Below are 17,883 nucleotides of genomic sequence, written 5' to 3'. Positions count from 1 at the left end.
GATTAATAGATGAAGTGAGATATAGAACAATATGCATAATTACGCTTCTATCTCCATCCAGATATTTTTCATATGTCTTCAATTAGATAAAAAAAGATAACATTACATAATTAATAACTAATTGATCAAAGAGAAATGATAGTGATTAATCATTTATTTTATTTATTAGAGAAAAGATAAAAATTAATTTTTGAAAATCCATGTTTTATTAATTACACTTATTAACGATAAATGACAATTTCCACTTCTTATCATATGTACTAATCAACCTTCTATTTTCTATTTAAGTAATTACTATATTTATAATAACTAGATATAAAATTTTAAAGTATTTATTATTAATATATATTTAATAATAAATATTTTAATCCAAAATACAAAATTAGTATATTTTATATATAGAAGTAAAGGTTAAAACAAACTTATAAAAAATGTAGTTTTACCTTTTACTCTTAATGACGACAAATACGCAGTTTTTCTACAAGATGTGTAAAAGGTATAACTTTTTTTAATAAAATACGTTAGATATTACTTTTATTATTAATATAATAAATACATTATATTAATTAAAATTATGGTTTTTATATTTAATACACTTATATTAAAACTTTATATTAATCTGTATAAACAATAATACTAATAATATATTTTAGTATTACGATAAATAGGAAAACCTTTTATTATGTATTGCAAGAACTTTCTAACTTTATATAAACCTATAAGAAGTTTTATCTATTGCAATGGTTGTGGAAAAAGGAGCGTTGAACTTTAAAAATCACCTAACCTTATATAAGGTTAGGTGATTTTTGATTAATTATGGAATAACTACATAGAAAATTTATAAATAAATAAAAAACAATTAGAGCTTATACTCACTGGGGATTAGTAGGTTCTGAGTAGAATTCGATAAGATCTCCTCTTGCTAACGTTTGATAATATTCAATAGGTCTTTTTAAAGAATCATAAGTGGTGCCTTCAATCGAGAGGCAGGGGGTTTCATTTCCAATCTTAAGTAATTTACTTTCAATCGAATCAGATAAAGATATTCGCATATACTGCTTTTGTTTAGCCAATTTTAACCCATAAAATTCATCTAATATCTTATATAAGGATATTTTGTTAGATATATACTCTTCTATTTGCGGACAAAACTTGTATGGTATTTGACTTAATTCTATAGCAACTGGAATATCATCAATAATTCTTAATCTTTTTAAAGAAAAAACTTCTCCTTCAATAGAAATATTTAATTTATTTGCTAGAAATTCATCTGCTTTTTCAATTTTTGCAAAGATTGTCTCAGTAGTAGGTTTTAATCCTTTATCCTCCATCCCTTTCGTAAAACTATTTACAGTTATAAAATTCCACTGAATTTTACGATTAGATATAAATGTACCTACGCCTACTCTTCGTTCTACAAATCCCTCTCTTTCCAAAGTAGATAGCGCGTGACGAGCTGTCATTCTACTCACTCTGAATTTATCAGCTAACTCCCTTTCTGAAGGAATCTTATCGCCGTACTTAAGATTTCCATTTTTAATTTCCTCTATAAACATTGTTTTCAGCTTTTGATAATAAGGAACTCCATCAATTTCTTTTTCCATTTTCTACCCCATTCTTTACATTTTCAAATTATATCTGTTATTAATAGATAATATATATATAAGTAAAAGTTTACAACCTTGGCATAAAGCTACAATTAGTCAATCTTATTGGATAAATATTGGGTAACTTCAATCAATACCATTTAAAATAAAAAATACTCCAATATTTTTAAGAATGATAACCTTTCATATAATAGTTATCTGTGGTAAGTATAAAATAAAATAGGGGACGGACTCAAATACTAAAAGGACCGTCCCCTATAATTCAAAGATACTCTAAAAAATCATACCAATTTTTTTGAGAGATTTGTTTTTTTACTTAATCCATATCCAAATGCACCGTAATTTTCACAGTTTTTTGCTGCTGCTATTGCTGATTGATACAATGCTTCATTTACATTATGATATTGATGATAATGTGTCAAAAACATTGAGATAAAGGAATCACCTGCTCCTAGGGTGTCTATTACCTTTGCTTCAACTATAGGCTGTTTATAAACTTGTTCATCTACTAAAAATAAGGCACCTTTTTCTCCTCTTGTAATTCCAATAACTTTTGTTCCTAAACTTTTCACGTAATGCATTAACTCAATACACTCCGTTTCGTTTAATTCGCTTCCCGAGAAAAAGCCATAATCAACATAGGGGCAAACCTCTTTAAGGTACTTTTCTTCGTGTCGGAAAGAAAAGTCAAAAGAAACAGCTATTTTTTCAGAGAGCATAGGTAAATCTTGTTCTATATGACTGTATAAGCTTGTATGCATAAGATCATGATTTGAAATATAGTTAAGGTCGTTTTCATCAAAGTTTAATTTTATTAGGGCTTGTACCCCTCCATTATTTGATCCAACAAAGGTACGATCGTTATTTTCATTAAGAGAGATTACAGATTCTCCATTTGGTCCATATGCTTTCCTGATTCTAGAGATATCAACATCTTCAGCCACTAAACTATTTACAATATGATCGGCTGCCAAATCGTTTCCAATAACTCCAATATATGAGCTCTGCTCAACTCCATATCTTTTACATAAAACAGCTATGTTCAGAGCGTTTCCCCCTGGATAGATTTCATCACGGTCTTGATAATAATCAACTACGTTGTCTCCTATTCCTATTATCTTCATTTCCCTTCACCTCTGTATCTATATTTCATCTAATAAGTAAGTTATTTAAATAAAAGTGAAGGATCTATTATTTAATTTAAAGTTATACTACTTTCTTTAACCCTATAATCAATTTAAAGATCCTTTTTATTTCAAATGTACTTTCAGTTTCAAACAGCATTCCTTGATAATGTACTTAAAAACTTTCTGATACGCTCATTACCATTAGTAGTATGAAAGAACTTTTCTGGTGGTGCATCTTGAACAATTACTCCCTGATCAATGAATATGACACGGTCACCTACTTCACGAGCAAAGCCCATTTCATGGGTAACTACAGCCATTGTCATTCCTTCTAGTGCTAACTCTTTCATTACTATAAGAACTTCACCGACTAATTCAGGATCTAAGGCAGACGTTGGTTCATCAAAAAGCAATATCTTAGGCTTCATAGCCAACGCTCTTGCAATAGCAATTCGCTGTTGCTGCCCCCCAGAAAGAGAATGAGGGTACTGATCACGTTTATCTAACAAACCAACTTTCTTTAACAAATATTCTGCTTCCTGTATTGCTTGGTCTCTTTTTATTTTCCTTACGTGAATAGGCCCTTCAATAATATTTTCAAGAACAGTTTTGTGGGAAAATAAATGGAAACCTTGAAATACCATTCCGATTTCAGCTCGAAATTTACTTAATTCCTTGTCATTTCGTGAAATATGCTTTCCATTTATATCTTTATAGAGAATAGACTCTCCTTCTAACCTGATATCTCCTTCAGTAGGATACTCAAGGGCATTCATCATTCTCAAAAGAGTGCTTTTCCCACTGCCACTTGGCCCAACGATAACGACTACTTCACCTTTACGTACTGATAAATCAATTCCTTTAATCACTTTCTTTTCATTAAAAGATTTTTTAATATTGGCTAGTTGTAACATTATTTTTATTACCTCGCTTTTCTAAATAATCTACAAGAATGGCAAGTGGATAATGTAAAGCCCAATAAATAATCCCAATCATCGTGAATATCTGTATATTTTGATATGTTGACGAGGCTAAGAGATTTCCTTCATGCATTAACTCTGTCACTGTAATAACGGCTGCTAGCGAAGAGTTTTTAATTAACACAATAGCTGAATTTCCGATGGCAGGGATGACATTTTTAATTGCCTGGGGGAGAATAATCCTACGCATCGAAAGAGAATAATTCATTCCAATAGCCTTTGCTGCTTCCATTTGTCCTTTAGGAATGGATTTAATACCTGCTCGGAATGTTTCAGCTAAGTAAGCACTCTCATTAATAGAAAGAGCAACAATAGCTGCCTGAAAAGCACTTAATGAAAGACCTAAATCAGGGAAAACGAAGTAAACATACATCATTTGCACTAAGAGAGGTGTTCCTCTCACTATGCTGATATAAATACCACATACTTTATTTATAAATTTATTAGGGGTTATTTTACCAAGAGCAACCGTTAAACCAATAATAAGAGAGAGAATTAATGATATTATGGTTAATTCAACTGTAATAATGGTACCTTCAAGAAATCTTGGTGCAAATTCTCTCGCATTTGATAAAAAATCATTCATTTTTAGTCCCCTCCCTCTTCATTAATTAAAGTCCCAATTCACACCCCATTTTTTATAAATACCTTTAAGAGTGCCATCAGCTTTCATTTCTTGGATTGCTTTGTTGAATTTTTTTACTAGTTCAGGACGATCTTTAGATACGCCTATTCCAACTTCCCCTGTAAGAGAAGGAACATACCCCTCAACAATTCGATACTTCATATTAGGATTTTTAGCTTTAAAATAACTAAAAGTAGGAGCGTCTGCTAAAGCTGCATCTATACGGTTTGTCTGAATATCTTTTAGTAAATCGGATAGTGTTTGGTAAGTCTTCACTTTTATATTTAAATCTTTATTCTCTTTTTCTAGCATGTCTTTAAATGACGTCCCCATTTGAACACCAATAACTTTTCCTTTTAAGTCCTTCAATGATTTTGTCGTTTTGTCACCTTCTGGTACAATAAGGCCTTCACCAAAGCCAAACACGGGTTCTGTAAAGTTAATTTGTTTTTTTCTTTCGTCAGTAATATACATAGCATCAGCAATAACATCTGCCTTACCGGATTGTAAAGAAGGAATAAGCGAATTCCATTCTCCAGTTGATATTTGAGTTTTTACATCTGATCTCTTCGCTACTTCATTAACAATATCGATGATAAAACCTTCAATTTTATTCGTTTTTGGGTTTGTAGCATTAAATGGATATCCTCCAGCTGTAGTTATTACTTTAATTTCCTTATCATTTTTTGAAGCTTCTCCACTAGTTGATGTATTTTTTCCACATCCCACTATCCCAATAAGTAAAATAAGAGTCACACATGCTATTAGAATTTTTTTCATTACAAACTTCCCCCTATATTAAAGATGTTCTTATTTGTTAAACGCTTACAACTTGATTGTTATATTGTTAGATAATATAGAAAATTCCTAAAGTTATAAGGATAGGGCTATCATATCACAGAAAAAACAAAATGGTATATACCAAATGAAATTTATTTAGATCACCACTTCAATTTAAACTTTCCAAATGTTTTCTTAGTTGGTAATGATAAAATAAAGGCTTCGGGGTCAATACTCTTTACTGCATGTGTTACTTCTATCCACTCTAATTCAATAATCAAACATAGTAACACCGTTTTTTTCTTTTCTCTGTATATATCAATATCTTTCCATGAAGTAACTTCTCTATCTAATTTTTTTGCTAATACTGAAGAGACTTCTTCACCCTCGTTTGTAATAATCATGATGGCACTTTTCTCTGCAATGTTTAAAATAGCATCATATGTTTTAGTGCCCACAAAAAATGATAGGATGGTATACATAGCTAGTTGAGTATCGAAAATAAGCGCTGAAATGGCTACAATAGTGGCGCTAAAAATCAAGCCAAACTTCCCTATAGAAATGTTCGTATACTTAGTGATAACACGAGAAAGTATATCAAGTCCCCCTACTGATCCGCCTAGTCTAAGAATAATAGCAGCTCCACTTCCTGAAATGATTGCTCCATAAATGCAGCACAATAATATATCATTAGTCCATACTAGGCGGACAGGAATCCACTCTAAGAAAAGAGAAGATACTATTACTGAAAATACAGTGTAAATAATAAACTTTTTACCAATATGAATGTATCCTAAAAACAGTAATGGAATATTGTAAATAAAATACTGTATCCCCATTTGCCATTCAAATAAATGATAAAAGATTGCACATATTCCGCCTAGCCCGCCAGCTAGTAAACTTGAAGGTGTTAGCAAGCAATTAGTTCCAAAAGCAAAAAGAAAACAACCTACTGTAATTCCTGCTAGTTCATAAGTAATTTGATACTTACGAGCCACACTAAAACACCCTTTCACACACTCTCTCAGATTATCTTCTGTTAACTATTCATTAACTTTAAATTCATTATGCTCTAGGTCTAATGAATGGATGTCAAAGGGAAATTATTTTGTGATCAATACTTTTCCAAAAACTTTTTTTCATCAGACACATCTATTTGTACGTTTAAAACCTTTAAATTTCCAGAAAAGTATTGACGTATGTAGTAATTATTGATTCTTTTATTACTAAAATCTGTAGTTTAAGAAACTCACTTGAGGAGAACGCTTACGTCTTATATTCTCCTCAAGTTTAACTAATTCTTAATAAGCTACAGTACGGTAATACCTTCTTTTATCTAAGGAGTGATTGCGCTTATCTTCTAGGTGAACACTTACTCGTTGAAGTAGACTTCCTAAAACCAGTGGAGGGAAATATTGACGAAATTCTGGACTAATCCCTTCAAGCGTATAATCTTTAGTATCAAAAATCGTAAGCTTGTCTGTATATTTCTCAGCAAAACGCTCTACTCTATCAGCTAATGGTCTCGTTGCATCTTCCCCTTTAAGTAAGATAATACTCGTGTCTCTTTCAACCAGCTCAATTGTTCCGTGGAAAAATTCTGCTGCATGTACGGACTTCGTACGAATCCATTGCATCTCTTCCAATACGCACATACTATATGCATAAGTTCTTCCCCATGCTGTTCCAGATCCAATTAACATATGATAATCTTCATCCTTATATTTGTTTGCAAATTCTTTAGCCTTTTCTTCCACCTGTTCTTTTACTGAAATTAGATTTTCAGGCATTTTTTCTAACTCTGATACAAATTTATCGTATTTTGGGAATTCTCCGTTATTATGCATTAGTCTGAAGATAATCATATACATTTGAAGATTTATTGAATCTGCAGCATAGTCGTTTTCTGCGTAGTTAGCTATCGGATAATCTACGATGTTAGCTAATGGTGTACCCATTTCTCCTACTAATCCAATAGTAGTTGCTCCTCTTTCCTTACAATATTGTGCTGCTTCAACAGTCTCTTCTGTAGTACCTGATAGAGAAGAGAGAATAACAACTGAATTTTTATCAAATTGCTTATGACTCTGTAGCATAAATTCAGAAGCAATTTCAGCATAAGCAGGAATAGTTGAAGTAGAATTCCATATGTATTCAAATGGATACATGATAGCAATAGAACCCCCTGATCCAATAAGGAATAAGTTTTTAAATTCTTTTTTTGAAACTTCATCCATTTTCTTTTCTATTTCTGCTCTTAATAAAACTGCTCCATTTGTTACTTTTAAGTAGTTCTGTGGATTAAACTTTAACATTTAGCAATCTCTCCTCTTATTTTTTAAGTTAGCCACTCAATGGTATATACCATTGAGTGTAAAAAAATATAATGGTATATACCATTTGTAATTTAGATTATAGCACGCAAAATTTCGGGTTTCAATATAAATTTTAAAAAATTCTGATAATTAAAATAACGACTGTTTCTTCAAGGCCATTGGTAATTCAATCTCCAACAATAATGATTGTTAAAAATGATGGATTATTGTTGTTTACAAAGCTCGTAAAAGTATAACTTGGTGAACTAAATAAAACTTGATTCGAAAGTGTTTTTCTAAAATCAATTTAGGTGTAAAAATAATATGCGTTCACTTTTGGTCTAGCACTTAAATAGTGGTTTTATATACTTTGTAGAAAAATATGGGCTTTTTCTACAAGGTGTGTAAAAGGTATAACTATTTTTAATAAAATACGTTAACAATTACTCTTATATATAAGATAAAAATTATCATTATTTAATATATAAAATTAATTTTATAATAATTTTTTAAAAATATATATTTACTATTTATCTAATATTTACTGTTTCAATCCTAATGTTTGTTTATATAAAAAGGTATATCTTAAGATACATAAATAAAAATTTATCTTTTACTCTTTAACTTCGGACTGAAATAACTTTCTGAATTTTAGATTAAAATAGCAGGAAAAGGTTATAAATTATCCACTCATCTTTTATATACTAAAGATAGAAAGCTACTCAACGTATATAGGGAAGTGATCCAATGTCAAGTGTAAAAGAAACTGTATATGTTCATTGTGTTTTTCTTGGTTTTTATTCTTAGTTCTTTTATGGATTGTCGCTTCATTATTCAAAGGTGAAAATGGACAGTGGTGGTCTATATATCGTTTGAATCCAGATGAGTATGGCCCGTGGTCCTTAGAGGTTTCTTACATAAAGGTTAGTATTGCTGCTGTTATCTCAATAGTAATAACTTATATAGTGAGTTTTAGATTTAAAAGGAAGATATAGATCAAATACGGATTTTCTTGACAAAAGAGGGTCTTTAAGAGGACTTTCATATACTATTGAATTTGGTTGTAATAAGTAATAAAGATAAAAGACCTTAATTAATGTTTCAATAAGGTCTTTTTAGTATATATAAGATTCATTTTTTAGTGAAAAAGGCTTTTAATTAAAAGCGAGCTGTTGATTGCCTAATAACTAGTTCAGGAGATAGAAGTAAGCGTTCTTTGTGAGGTTTAGACTCCTCCATCTCTTGAAGTAACAAGTCAACTACTTTTGCTCCCATCTCCTTTATAGGTTGAGAAACCGTGGTAAGCATGGGAGAAGTGGTAGTAGACAGCACAGTATTATCAAACCCTACAATTGATAAATCCTCGGGAAGATTTAAATTTGCTTCTTTTGCAGCCTGTATGACGCCGGCTGCTAATAAGTCATTACAAGCAAAGATAGCAGTAGGTTTGTCGTCCAATGAAAGAAGCTGCTTAGCACTCTCATATCCTTTTTGAATCGTAGCTTCTGTTTTTATTATGTATTCATCTCTTATAGGAAGTTTTGCTTCTTGAATTGTATCTTTGTATGCTGCTAAACGTGGTGTATTACTTCGCACATCTTCTGAAATAATCCCAATTTTCTTATGTCCTAAAGATAATAAGTATGAAGTAGCTAAGTATCCACCTTTATAATCATCAACTGTTACGGTATTCATAGACAAACTAGGTATTTCTGAAGCTATTAAGACACTAGGTACTCCCTTATTTATCATCTCTTCAAGTAAATGCGTACTTCTAAAAGCCGAGGCTACCACTACGCCATCTACTCGTTGACTAGTCAACAAAGATAGGTATGTCTTTTCCTTTTTTACATCATTATCGGTGTTGCACATCATAACGTTTAATCCTATTTCATGACTGCGGTCTTCAATACTTCTCGCAATTTCTGAATAGAAAGGATTAGATATATCTGGAACAAGCAAGCCGATCAATTTTGTTCGCTTCCCTCTTAAAGAAGCTGCAGCTGCATCTGGCTTATAATTAAGTTTCTCCATTGCTATGAATACTTTCTTTTTCGTCTTTTCGCTAATTTTTCCTGTATGATTGATGACTTTTGAAACTGTTGCTATGGAAACGCCTGCTTCTTGAGCCACATTACGAATAGTTATTTTCATAAAATTCCTCCTTTCAATCGGGTATTTAGTTTATAAATAGGTATGTATCACGAAAGGTTAATTTTATTTATTATAGCATATCAACTCCCTGCTTTAATAAATAGACAGCTTTGCCTAAAGCAAAGCTGTCTGCCATTACCTGTCCTTCATTTATAATTTTTGTACGTATTAAAAAGTATCTTTAATAAATTATCTTGCCTGTTTGTTCTCTAATTCTTGATCATCATAGGAACGGAAATAGTATTCCAGTTCTTCAAGTGATTTTCCTTTCGTTTCTGGTAAATATCTATTCACGAATGCGATTGCTACTAATCCTAACACACCAAATACTAAAAAGGTGGTAGATAAGCCTATAGTGCTAAGCAACACAGGGAACGACAAACTGATTAAGAAATTAACAATCCACATCCAAAATACACTAAAACCCATACCAAGACCGCGCATTCTTAATGGGAATATTTCCGCCAGTGTTAACCATGTTACAGGTCCTATAGCTCCTTGCATGAAAGCTAAAAAAACAACCGTTAAAGAGAGAACAATGTAGGGAAGTGCCGTGGAACCATTGAGAATAAAAGAGAAAAAACCAATGAGAAAAAGAGACGTAGTAGTACCACATAAGCCCACAATCAACATTGGACGCCTTCTCACTCTACCAAGCAACCAGATTCCAACCAGCATTGCAACTACTGAAATAACACCATTGGCAATGTTTCCAATTAACGCTGCTTTGGTTCCCCATCCTGTATTCTTAAGTATTTCTGTTCCGTAGTACATAATTGCGTTCACACCGTTAATTTGATTAACGATAGCGATTCCAATTCCTAAAAATAAAATGCGGCGCACCCAAGGAATAGACAAATCTTTAAAACTAGACTTTTCTAATTTGGACTCTTCATCAACTGACGATTTAATTTCTTTCAGTTCTATATTTGCCTGATTTTCCTCCCGGATTTGTTTAAGCACTCTCAAGGCATCACCTATTCTGCCTTTTGATGCAAGCCAACGAGGACTCTCTGGAACGATTAACATTCCAAACCATAAAACAACAGCTGGTAATGATGCAATAACTAACATGAACCTCCAAACATGCCCTACATCTCCTAATACATTTCCCAAAATTGCATTGCATGTAAAAGCTAAAAACTGTCCCGTAACGATCATTAATTCATTTTGTGTAACAATCTGTCCTCTTATTTCAGCTGGTGACATTTCAGCTAGAAAAGTGGGAACAGTTACAGATGCACCACCTACAGCAATTCCTAAAATGAACCGGGAAATGACCATTAACGTTGTATTGGGAGCAAATGTGCATCCAAGGGTTGCTATAAAAAATAACAGTGCTAGATATAAGATATTTTTACGACGACCGTTATAATCTGACAAACGTCCGCCAAATAATGCACCAAAAGCTGCACCTAATAAAAGGGAACTAGCGACGAGTCCCTGTGTAAACGGATTTAAATCAAGTTGGTTTGCCTCTGACATATACGGTAATGCCCCATTTATAACGCCAGTATCATATCCAAAGAGCAGACCACCGAATGTGGAGATAAAGGCAATTTTTCTTACCATTCTTTTAGGGTCCTGTTTCTTCCCTTTTGTCTCTATGTACATCCATTTTCCTCCTACTCATATTAAACATAAAAGTAATGTTTACGAGCTTATAAAGTTAGTAGAAAACTAAACCGTTGATAACGTTTACATTATTAAGAAAAACCATTTTCTATTATTTAGAGGGGACTTCGGAAAACACATACCAGTACCCTAATAGGTGATAGCATGGCTATTAAGTCATAAAGATGATGGTACAACTTTGTAAGGAGATTGCACTGAAACCAGTTCTCCTGTTTCAAATGATTCTTTGCAAGCGTAACCTAAAGCAGTGGACAATACACCATCTTCTACTGTGACGTTAGGCTGTCTATTTTCTCTAATACAAGAGATAAACTCTTCAACTTCACTTAAGTATGCCTGCTCAAATCGTTCCAAGAATCCATCTGAACATTCTTTTATCGCTCCATTTTCATCAAATACAGTTACCATATTCTTTTCTGGGGTTGTTCCGATTCTTAAAGTCCCTTTTGTACCGATAATTTCTGTTTCAATATGATATCCGTGTGCACAGTTACGACCTGCAACGAAGATACCCATCGTGTCATTTTCAAATTTCACCAAGGCAGCACCTGTTTCTGCATCATTTAATTCTTTAATTTCAGGATAGCCGTAAGACCCGCCAATAGCCCATACTTGTTTGGCTTCTGAATTTAAGTACCATCTAGCTAAATCCAAATCATGGATAGCCATATCTAAGAATAGACCACCACTATAATTGTTCTTAGCAAATGTCATGAACCCATCAATTGCTTTTGTAGGATCAAGACCATAGCAACGAATCAAAACGGGATCTCCTATTTTTCCTTCTTCAATTTGATTTTTTGCGTATGCATATGATTTGTCATATCTTCGCATAAATCCAACCATAAAAACCTTATCCGTATGTTTGTTAACGACTTCTTGTACCTGTAACGCTTCTTCTAAATACAAACCAAGAGGCTTTTCACTAAAAACATGTAACTTAGCACTTAAGGCTTTTTCAATTTGTTCACAATGAAAACCTGATGGGGAAGCAATAAGAATTGCATCAAGTTCTTTGTTTTGAATCATATCCTCGTAATTAGTGTAGGCGTATTTAATTCCCCATTCCTTTTGTACCTGTTCAGCTTCTTCTCTGATAACGCTGCAAACGGCCAGTAATTCACAATTAGGGATTCGAAATGCTAAATTTTCTGCATGTTTTCTTCCCAATCTCCCTAATCCGACGATTCCAACTTTAACTTTTTTCATTATTAATCACTGCCTTTCGATAATTTAATTAGAATATTCTGAAACAAAAGAATAAAAATAAAAAAGAAAACGTTTTCCTTATGTTTTTTATTATAATTAGCTTCTTGTAACAAAGTCAACATTTTTCGAATTGAAATGTTAAATCCTTATTTAACAGTATAAAGGCACTTTAAATAGGTGATTAACCCTCACTGGATTGGTTCACCTTTAAACTCAGTTAGATTTTCATAAGAAATAAAATAACCGATTTAAGGAAAACCTTTTCCTTAAATCGGTTATGAACAATTCAAAAAGTTGGTTAATGTACCGTTTTGTTATGAAAGAGAAACCTATAAAAAATTTGTTAGACTAACGTTTTAACTTTAAAACGTGTGGTACACATATAGTACAACTAATACTATTATTGGTTGTTGGGAGAAGGTAAATACTTAATCCATGAAGGGACTGATTAGTTTTGAAAGAATTAACAGCGACTTCAACAAACGTATTACCTCAAATTGAAAGTAGATATTCTTATCTTACACAAGGCACTTTGGTTATGAACCGATATACGTAACGAAAGGGCCTCACAAGGGCAAAAGAACAAATTCCTAACAGTATGGGAAGAAGCCTGTATCTCCTTAGATACAGGCTTCTTCTTTTCGAGTTAACATAAGTTTGATTCTAGGAACCGTTTTTTTGATGGTTTTTCAATAGTTATCCCCTATTTCTCAGCCTGTAGCAAAAGAAGCGAAGCAAGAACCTAAAACGATACAGCCAAAAGTTAAAAAAACACCTGTTCGTGAGAAAAAATCTGCACCACAATAAAAACAGCTACCAACTCAGCTAAAAGGGTCACAAGGTGTCGTGAGTTTTGATGAGATTATCGTTCCTGGAGCATTCTTAAAGACACGTCCAACCCCTGTGAAAATAGAAGAAGTCATTGAATTGTGAAGCGTATAGGACACCTCGACAAGCCTTTAACAATTGATAAAAGCTCTAAGTTCTTAAAAGATGGCTATCACAGTTATATTGTGGCCAAAACCGTGAAAATGGACAAAGTTCTTGTTGTTTATGAACACCAAAAATAGGTTAAAGCCTTTGTGTAGGGTATAAATTCCAATTTAGCTTAATCATTTTAGGAGGAGGAAATGTGAAAAAAGATTCCAAAAGAACTAAGAGAAGGATTAAAAGAAGAGCTTTAAGTAATCAAGCTCAAAGGAAAAAAGTTACTTTTCCCACTTTCTTAACAGATGCATCAGTCATTGTCGTAATCTTAACTGGATTTACTTACCTATTGGGGTTCGTTTTCAAAATCCATTATTTGGGCTATTATGGAGTGAATGAGCTAAGGAAAGATACTATTGGAAGCTATTATATTGCAAATACTTTCTATGTTATGTTTATCATAATATTTACTGGTTGTCTTTTATATATATCCCTTAGCATTTTACTAATTCCCTTAAAAGAAGACAAATGGATATATAGTCGTGCGTTTCCAGGATATTTATTAGCTATGTGGATTCTTTTTGTTTTGGATACTTTATTTGATAAAGATATTAATGATCTTACCTATCAAAGTATTTATGGTGGAATTACCTTTCTTATTATTCTTGATTATTCATTCAGCAAAATGTTATGGTACAGAAATTTTGTAAACAGTATTAATCAACGCATTATTTCTTTTGTTACTCTAATCAAAAATCATAAAAACTTTAAGGCTTTTGCATTAGTATTTTTTCTAGGGGGAACATTCTATTTTTTTGAATTATATGGAGAATCATATGCGGCTCATCAAGAATATTACCTAATTATAAAAAATGAACCTAAAGATTTAGTTGTCATAGACCATACTAAAGATAAATTACTGGTAGCTCCAGTAGATACAAATAAGAAAATTATAACTCCTCATTACGAAATTATTGAATCAAAATCCACCAAGAATGAGCCTCTAGTTCTCGAATCGAGGAATTTTAAAGGCGGTTTAAAAGTTAAGGATTTAGAAACTTATTAAGTAAACAGTCAAATATAAATACAATATAAGTTTAATGTCCCTCTGCTTAAATTTTATACAAGGGGTTTTTGGAGGTTTATCAACCATAATTAATTTTAAATGAAGGCTTAGTGGAATATAAGTTCAACTGAAGTAACTTACAATTTCTAATGAAAATTTTTACTAAAAAGCAACCGGTAGTTATATTGGTTGCTTTTTATTTTTTGAACACAATAAAACCTCTACAAAATAAGAACGATAGTAAAATATTAAAGTTATACAATTTTAAAATAGACATACTTATCCTACAAACTTTTTCCTGAAATAGTTACTTTTTGATTTATTTATCTTATATTTGGAAGTGGGTAATATATAGATTATTGCTCTAATTCTATCTAATAGGCAGGGGACGATGTTGAATCATGGATAAAAAGATCTATCAGTATATTCAAGATATAACTAAGGCTGCAAAAAACGAAAATTTAGTATTTTTTATTGGAGCAGGAATTTCAAGGCTTTCTAATTATCCTCAATGGAGTGAATTAGTCAATAAATACTATGTTAATCTTTATGGGCAACAGAAGAAAAACGCTTATTCATCAGACGAATATTTACGAATTCCACAAATTTTTTATGATGTAGAAGGAGAAGAGGCGTACGATAGTATTCTTAAAGAAGTATTTTCAGTGAAGAGAGATACAAACTCAATACATGAAAAAATTTTAGCAATGAATCCAATTCATATTATTACTACTAACTATGATGACCTAATTGAAAAGGCTTGTTGGCAACGCGGGCAGTATTTAAATGTAATTAGTTCAGATGAAGACGTGGCAAAAGCGACCTCTTCTAGATATTTGCTTAAGGTACATGGTGACTTTAGTAAAGGATATAAAGGAAAACATGTAGTACTTAAGGAAAGTGATTATATGAACTACGAACAAAATTTTCCACTAATAAGTAATCTAATGAAGACATTAATGGCTACTCATACTATTGTTTTTATTGGTTATAGCCTAGGTGATTATAATATCAACTCACTTTTGAACTGGGTTAAACAATTGCAGAAAGATGGATATAACAAGCCGTTCTTTATTCGAGGAGATCATAAACCTATTGAAGAAAAAACTGCTGTTTATTATGAAAATAGAGGGCTTCGAATAATAGATACTGCTAAACTAGTGAAGAGTAGTGAATATGAATACATGAAACGGTATGAGACGTTTATGAATACCTTAATCGAATCAAAGGATAACGCTCTTTTATCTACAGATGAGGATGTCATTGAATATATATACCAAAAAATTAATCCCTTATTTTCTCTTCAACGTGTTCGCAAGCTCGATCTCAAGTATGTATTTGAATATGATTATCATTTTGAGGTAAATGGTAAGATTGCACGTAACCAAAATAAGGGCTTTGATTATATGGAAAGATTCTTTAACCTTAAAAAGAAGGACATAGACTATCTAAATAAGGATTTAAAGCAAAAGTTCAAAAAAATTTCTTCTTTCTTTGAACATAATGGTATCGTAGGTATGCTAGATGATGAAGGTACTGAAGTTATTCACAATTCCTTCAAAATTACAAATCTAGCTTATCACAGTAACTATGATGAAATGGAAAAGATAGTTCAAACGTCTTCTAACAATCTTGAGGAGAGCTATCAAAAGGCGTTTTATCTAGCTTACCTTGGAAGATGGGAAGAGGCATACAATATTTATTCAAATCTTCTTCTTAATTCCATAACCGAATCTAATTGGTGGATACATTATCTTTCACAAATTAATAGGTACAGGCTTTATCAGTCAATTACCCAAAAGGCACGACAACTTGAGGGTCAGGGGATTTTAGTATATGGAAAAATATACAGACCATTTTCTGAAGAGTTTTTAGAGCGTATTGAAAGAGAAATGAAAAACTTTAATATAAATGATGTCTTTGGCGGTATGCCTTATGAATTCCAAGCAAAATATCGAATTCTTGAGTTCCTAAGTGATAATAAGTTTTTGTACGACGACACAGTTAAGTTATTTGAACTGACTAACAAAGTTCGCTCTCAAATGAGTAAAGGATCTTATTCGTTTGGGCTGACGGCTGAGTATGATGTACTACTACGTCTTAATGAGAACCTTAGTTTTCTATACGATAACTCCTTATGGTCAGCTACTTTCTATGAGTTTAACCAATATATCAAAAATTCTCTAATGCTGCTTTTTGAAAAGGCGGATTATGACCAGACTAGAGATATTGATGAACTTGGAGTTTTTATGGGGTTAGAACAATCAAGCATTTATTTTGATTACTATGATTTTATTAACGTAGCAAAATCATTTAGTATTGACGATATAAAGTATATAGAACGAAGCTGTGATATAAGTCGTTTCGAATTTCGTGATCTAGGAAATATTGAAAAATATTTAATACGCATTGCAGATGAGCTAATCAAACATTTTTCTAACAATGGTATGAATGTTGTGTTCTACCATCAATTCATTCCTGAAGCAAAAAAAGCATTCTATTTTGCAAAGTACATAAAACTTTCTGAAGAAAGTTTTATAAAAATAATTAGAACAATACTATGTTACTTCCCTAAGTTAGATGCAAACATAGGAGATCGTTATTTATGGATTGATCGGCTGACGTGGAGTAGTGGACTTCCAAAGGCAGCAATTCTAGTTATTGAGGAATTCTTAAGTACTCAAGCTAATAAACACTTAGATAATAATTTTTCTGAAGAATCATCCAACAATTTGTATTCGAAGAATTTTGCTAATCTAATTCTTCATTTCGAAAATAATTTTGTCTCAAATTCTTTATCAAATTATGCATTGGACCTTACTGGGGGTACAGATAATCAAGTTAATTATATATATAGTCTGTCAAAAATTTTATCCTCGGAAGCTAAAACTCACCTTCTAAGTATAAAAAAAATAGAAGATATCAGTGACCTTATTAATGCAATAGAAGTGAATGCAGTAGAAAACTTATCCGATTATCAAGGCTTAATTAATGATTACATGGATAGACGAATGGCAGCAATTCATGAGAAACAAATCAAAGCGATCAATTCGAATTATGAGAATGATTATCAAGTAATCTTGGGAAGGTGTTTCTTTCTTGGCAAGTTAACCGATACTAGGATGCGAGACTACGTAGGATTTATTGATGAATACGACTTTTTTGTAAGTCCTGAGTCTTTTGATTATAAAAAATTTAAGCCTGTTTGGCTAAAAAGATATAATGAAGGGCTTTTACAAAGGATAGCTCAGAATCAGTATATGCAGCCTCGTATAATTGAAATTCTTAAGGAACGAATTAAAAATACTAATGATAAAAAATATCTCCACATATTTATGAAGTATTTCTTGTAACTAAAATACGTCTTAAAGAATAAAAACTTTAAGACGTATTTTAATTTCACTTATGATATCCATACATCTAAGTAAACATCGATAGGTACTATATTTACTTAACGG

The 17,883-nt window shown here is 32.0% G+C and carries 13 protein-coding genes; 3 read left to right on the top strand and 10 right to left on the bottom strand.

Annotation, left to right across the window (positions count from 1 at the left end; genetic code table 11):
• Positions 1–872: 872 nt before the first annotated feature.
• From ACOZIR_RS23905 to ACOZIR_RS23860, 10 genes are all read right to left on the bottom strand, one after another.
• A complete protein-coding gene (locus ACOZIR_RS23905; RefSeq protein ID WP_098525981.1) occupies positions 873–1,604 on the bottom strand; it encodes a GntR family transcriptional regulator in 732 nt (243 codons plus the stop codon).
• A 284-nt stretch (positions 1,605–1,888) separates the two neighbouring features.
• Positions 1,889–2,731 carry a PfkB family carbohydrate kinase gene (locus ACOZIR_RS23900; RefSeq protein ID WP_310878936.1) on the bottom strand — a complete coding sequence of 281 codons (843 nt, stop codon included), beginning with the start codon at positions 2,729–2,731 and terminating at the stop codon, positions 1,889–1,891.
• Between the two features lie 149 nt (positions 2,732–2,880).
• Positions 2,881–3,648 carry an amino acid ABC transporter ATP-binding protein gene (locus ACOZIR_RS23895; RefSeq protein WP_310878937.1) on the bottom strand — a complete coding sequence of 256 codons (768 nt, stop codon included), beginning with the start codon at positions 3,646–3,648 and terminating at the stop codon, positions 2,881–2,883.
• A complete protein-coding gene (locus tag ACOZIR_RS23890) occupies positions 3,626–4,300 on the bottom strand; it encodes an amino acid ABC transporter permease (protein WP_098525984.1) in 675 nt (224 codons plus the stop codon). Before ACOZIR_RS23890 ends, ACOZIR_RS23895 begins: the two co-directional genes overlap by 23 nt.
• Before the next feature lie 21 nt (positions 4,301–4,321).
• Positions 4,322–5,119: an ABC transporter substrate-binding protein gene (locus tag ACOZIR_RS23885; RefSeq protein WP_310878938.1), complete on the bottom strand. Its 798-nt coding sequence runs from the start codon at positions 5,117–5,119 to the stop codon at positions 4,322–4,324.
• A gap of 161 nt (positions 5,120–5,280) precedes the next feature.
• Complete coding sequence (locus ACOZIR_RS23880; protein ID WP_310878939.1) at positions 5,281–6,117, bottom strand: YitT family protein; 837 nt, start codon at positions 6,115–6,117, stop codon at positions 5,281–5,283.
• 303 nt (positions 6,118–6,420) lie between these two features.
• Positions 6,421–7,434, bottom strand: coding sequence for an SIS domain-containing protein (locus ACOZIR_RS23875; RefSeq protein WP_310878940.1), 1,014 nt, complete (start codon positions 7,432–7,434; stop codon positions 6,421–6,423).
• 1,158 nt (positions 7,435–8,592) lie between these two features.
• On the bottom strand, positions 8,593–9,588 hold the full coding sequence (locus tag ACOZIR_RS23870) for a LacI family DNA-binding transcriptional regulator (protein ID WP_421535934.1): 996 nt from the start codon (positions 9,586–9,588) through the stop codon (positions 8,593–8,595).
• Positions 9,589–9,777: 189 nt separating this feature from the next.
• On the bottom strand, positions 9,778–11,202 hold the full coding sequence (locus ACOZIR_RS23865) for a sugar porter family MFS transporter (RefSeq protein ID WP_421535933.1): 1,425 nt from the start codon (positions 11,200–11,202) through the stop codon (positions 9,778–9,780).
• A 177-nt stretch (positions 11,203–11,379) separates the two neighbouring features.
• The gene (locus ACOZIR_RS23860; protein WP_421535932.1) at positions 11,380–12,432 is read right to left on the bottom strand and encodes a Gfo/Idh/MocA family oxidoreductase; all 1,053 of its coding nucleotides are present in this window, start codon (positions 12,430–12,432) and stop codon (positions 11,380–11,382) included.
• A gap of 929 nt (positions 12,433–13,361) precedes the next feature.
• Between ACOZIR_RS23860 and ACOZIR_RS23855 the strand changes: the two genes are divergently transcribed.
• The 3 genes from ACOZIR_RS23855 to ACOZIR_RS23845 all read left to right on the top strand — a co-directional run bounded on the left by ACOZIR_RS23855 (position 13,362) and on the right by ACOZIR_RS23845 (position 17,778).
• Positions 13,362–13,502: a hypothetical protein gene (locus ACOZIR_RS23855; RefSeq protein ID WP_421535931.1), complete on the top strand. Its 141-nt coding sequence runs from the start codon at positions 13,362–13,364 to the stop codon at positions 13,500–13,502.
• A 62-nt stretch (positions 13,503–13,564) separates the two neighbouring features.
• Positions 13,565–14,425 (top strand): hypothetical protein, encoded by an 861-nt coding sequence (locus ACOZIR_RS23850; protein WP_421535930.1) that lies wholly within the window; start codon positions 13,565–13,567, stop codon positions 14,423–14,425.
• Between the two features lie 401 nt (positions 14,426–14,826).
• Positions 14,827–17,778, top strand: a complete 2,952-nt coding sequence (locus ACOZIR_RS23845) for an SIR2 family protein (RefSeq protein ID WP_421535929.1) — start codon at positions 14,827–14,829, stop codon at positions 17,776–17,778.
• Positions 17,779–17,883: the final 105 nt, after the last annotated feature.

It is taken from the genome of Priestia sp. D3YE.R1, assembly GCF_049199565.1.
GTDB classification, from domain to species: domain Bacteria; phylum Bacillota; class Bacilli; order Bacillales; family Bacillaceae_H; genus Priestia; species Priestia aryabhattai.
Note: the sequence above shows the minus strand (reverse complement) of the source record. Positions and strands in the feature narration are given on the sequence as shown.

Bases quoted from the DNA above. Each gene is read 5' to 3' on its own strand.
- ACOZIR_RS23845 (WP_421535929.1), top strand. From the start codon at position 14,827: ATGGATAAAAAGATCTATCAGTATATTCAAGATATAACTAAGGCTGCA.
- ACOZIR_RS23890 (WP_098525984.1), bottom strand. From the start codon at position 4,300: ATGAATGATTTTTTATCAAATGCGAGAGAATTTGCACCAAGATTTCTT.
- ACOZIR_RS23885 (WP_310878938.1), bottom strand. From the start codon at position 5,119: ATGAAAAAAATTCTAATAGCATGTGTGACTCTTATTTTACTTATTGGG.
- ACOZIR_RS23875 (WP_310878940.1), bottom strand. From the start codon at position 7,434: ATGTTAAAGTTTAATCCACAGAACTACTTAAAAGTAACAAATGGAGCA.
- ACOZIR_RS23900 (WP_310878936.1), bottom strand. From the start codon at position 2,731: ATGAAGATAATAGGAATAGGAGACAACGTAGTTGATTATTATCAAGAC.
- ACOZIR_RS23895 (WP_310878937.1), bottom strand. From the start codon at position 3,648: ATGTTACAACTAGCCAATATTAAAAAATCTTTTAATGAAAAGAAAGTG.
- ACOZIR_RS23860 (WP_421535932.1), bottom strand. From the start codon at position 12,432: ATGAAAAAAGTTAAAGTTGGAATCGTCGGATTAGGGAGATTGGGAAGA.
- ACOZIR_RS23870 (WP_421535934.1), bottom strand. From the start codon at position 9,588: ATGAAAATAACTATTCGTAATGTGGCTCAAGAAGCAGGCGTTTCCATA.
- ACOZIR_RS23865 (WP_421535933.1), bottom strand. From the start codon at position 11,202: ATGTACATAGAGACAAAAGGGAAGAAACAGGACCCTAAAAGAATGGTA.
- ACOZIR_RS23905 (WP_098525981.1), bottom strand. From the start codon at position 1,604: ATGGAAAAAGAAATTGATGGAGTTCCTTATTATCAAAAGCTGAAAACA.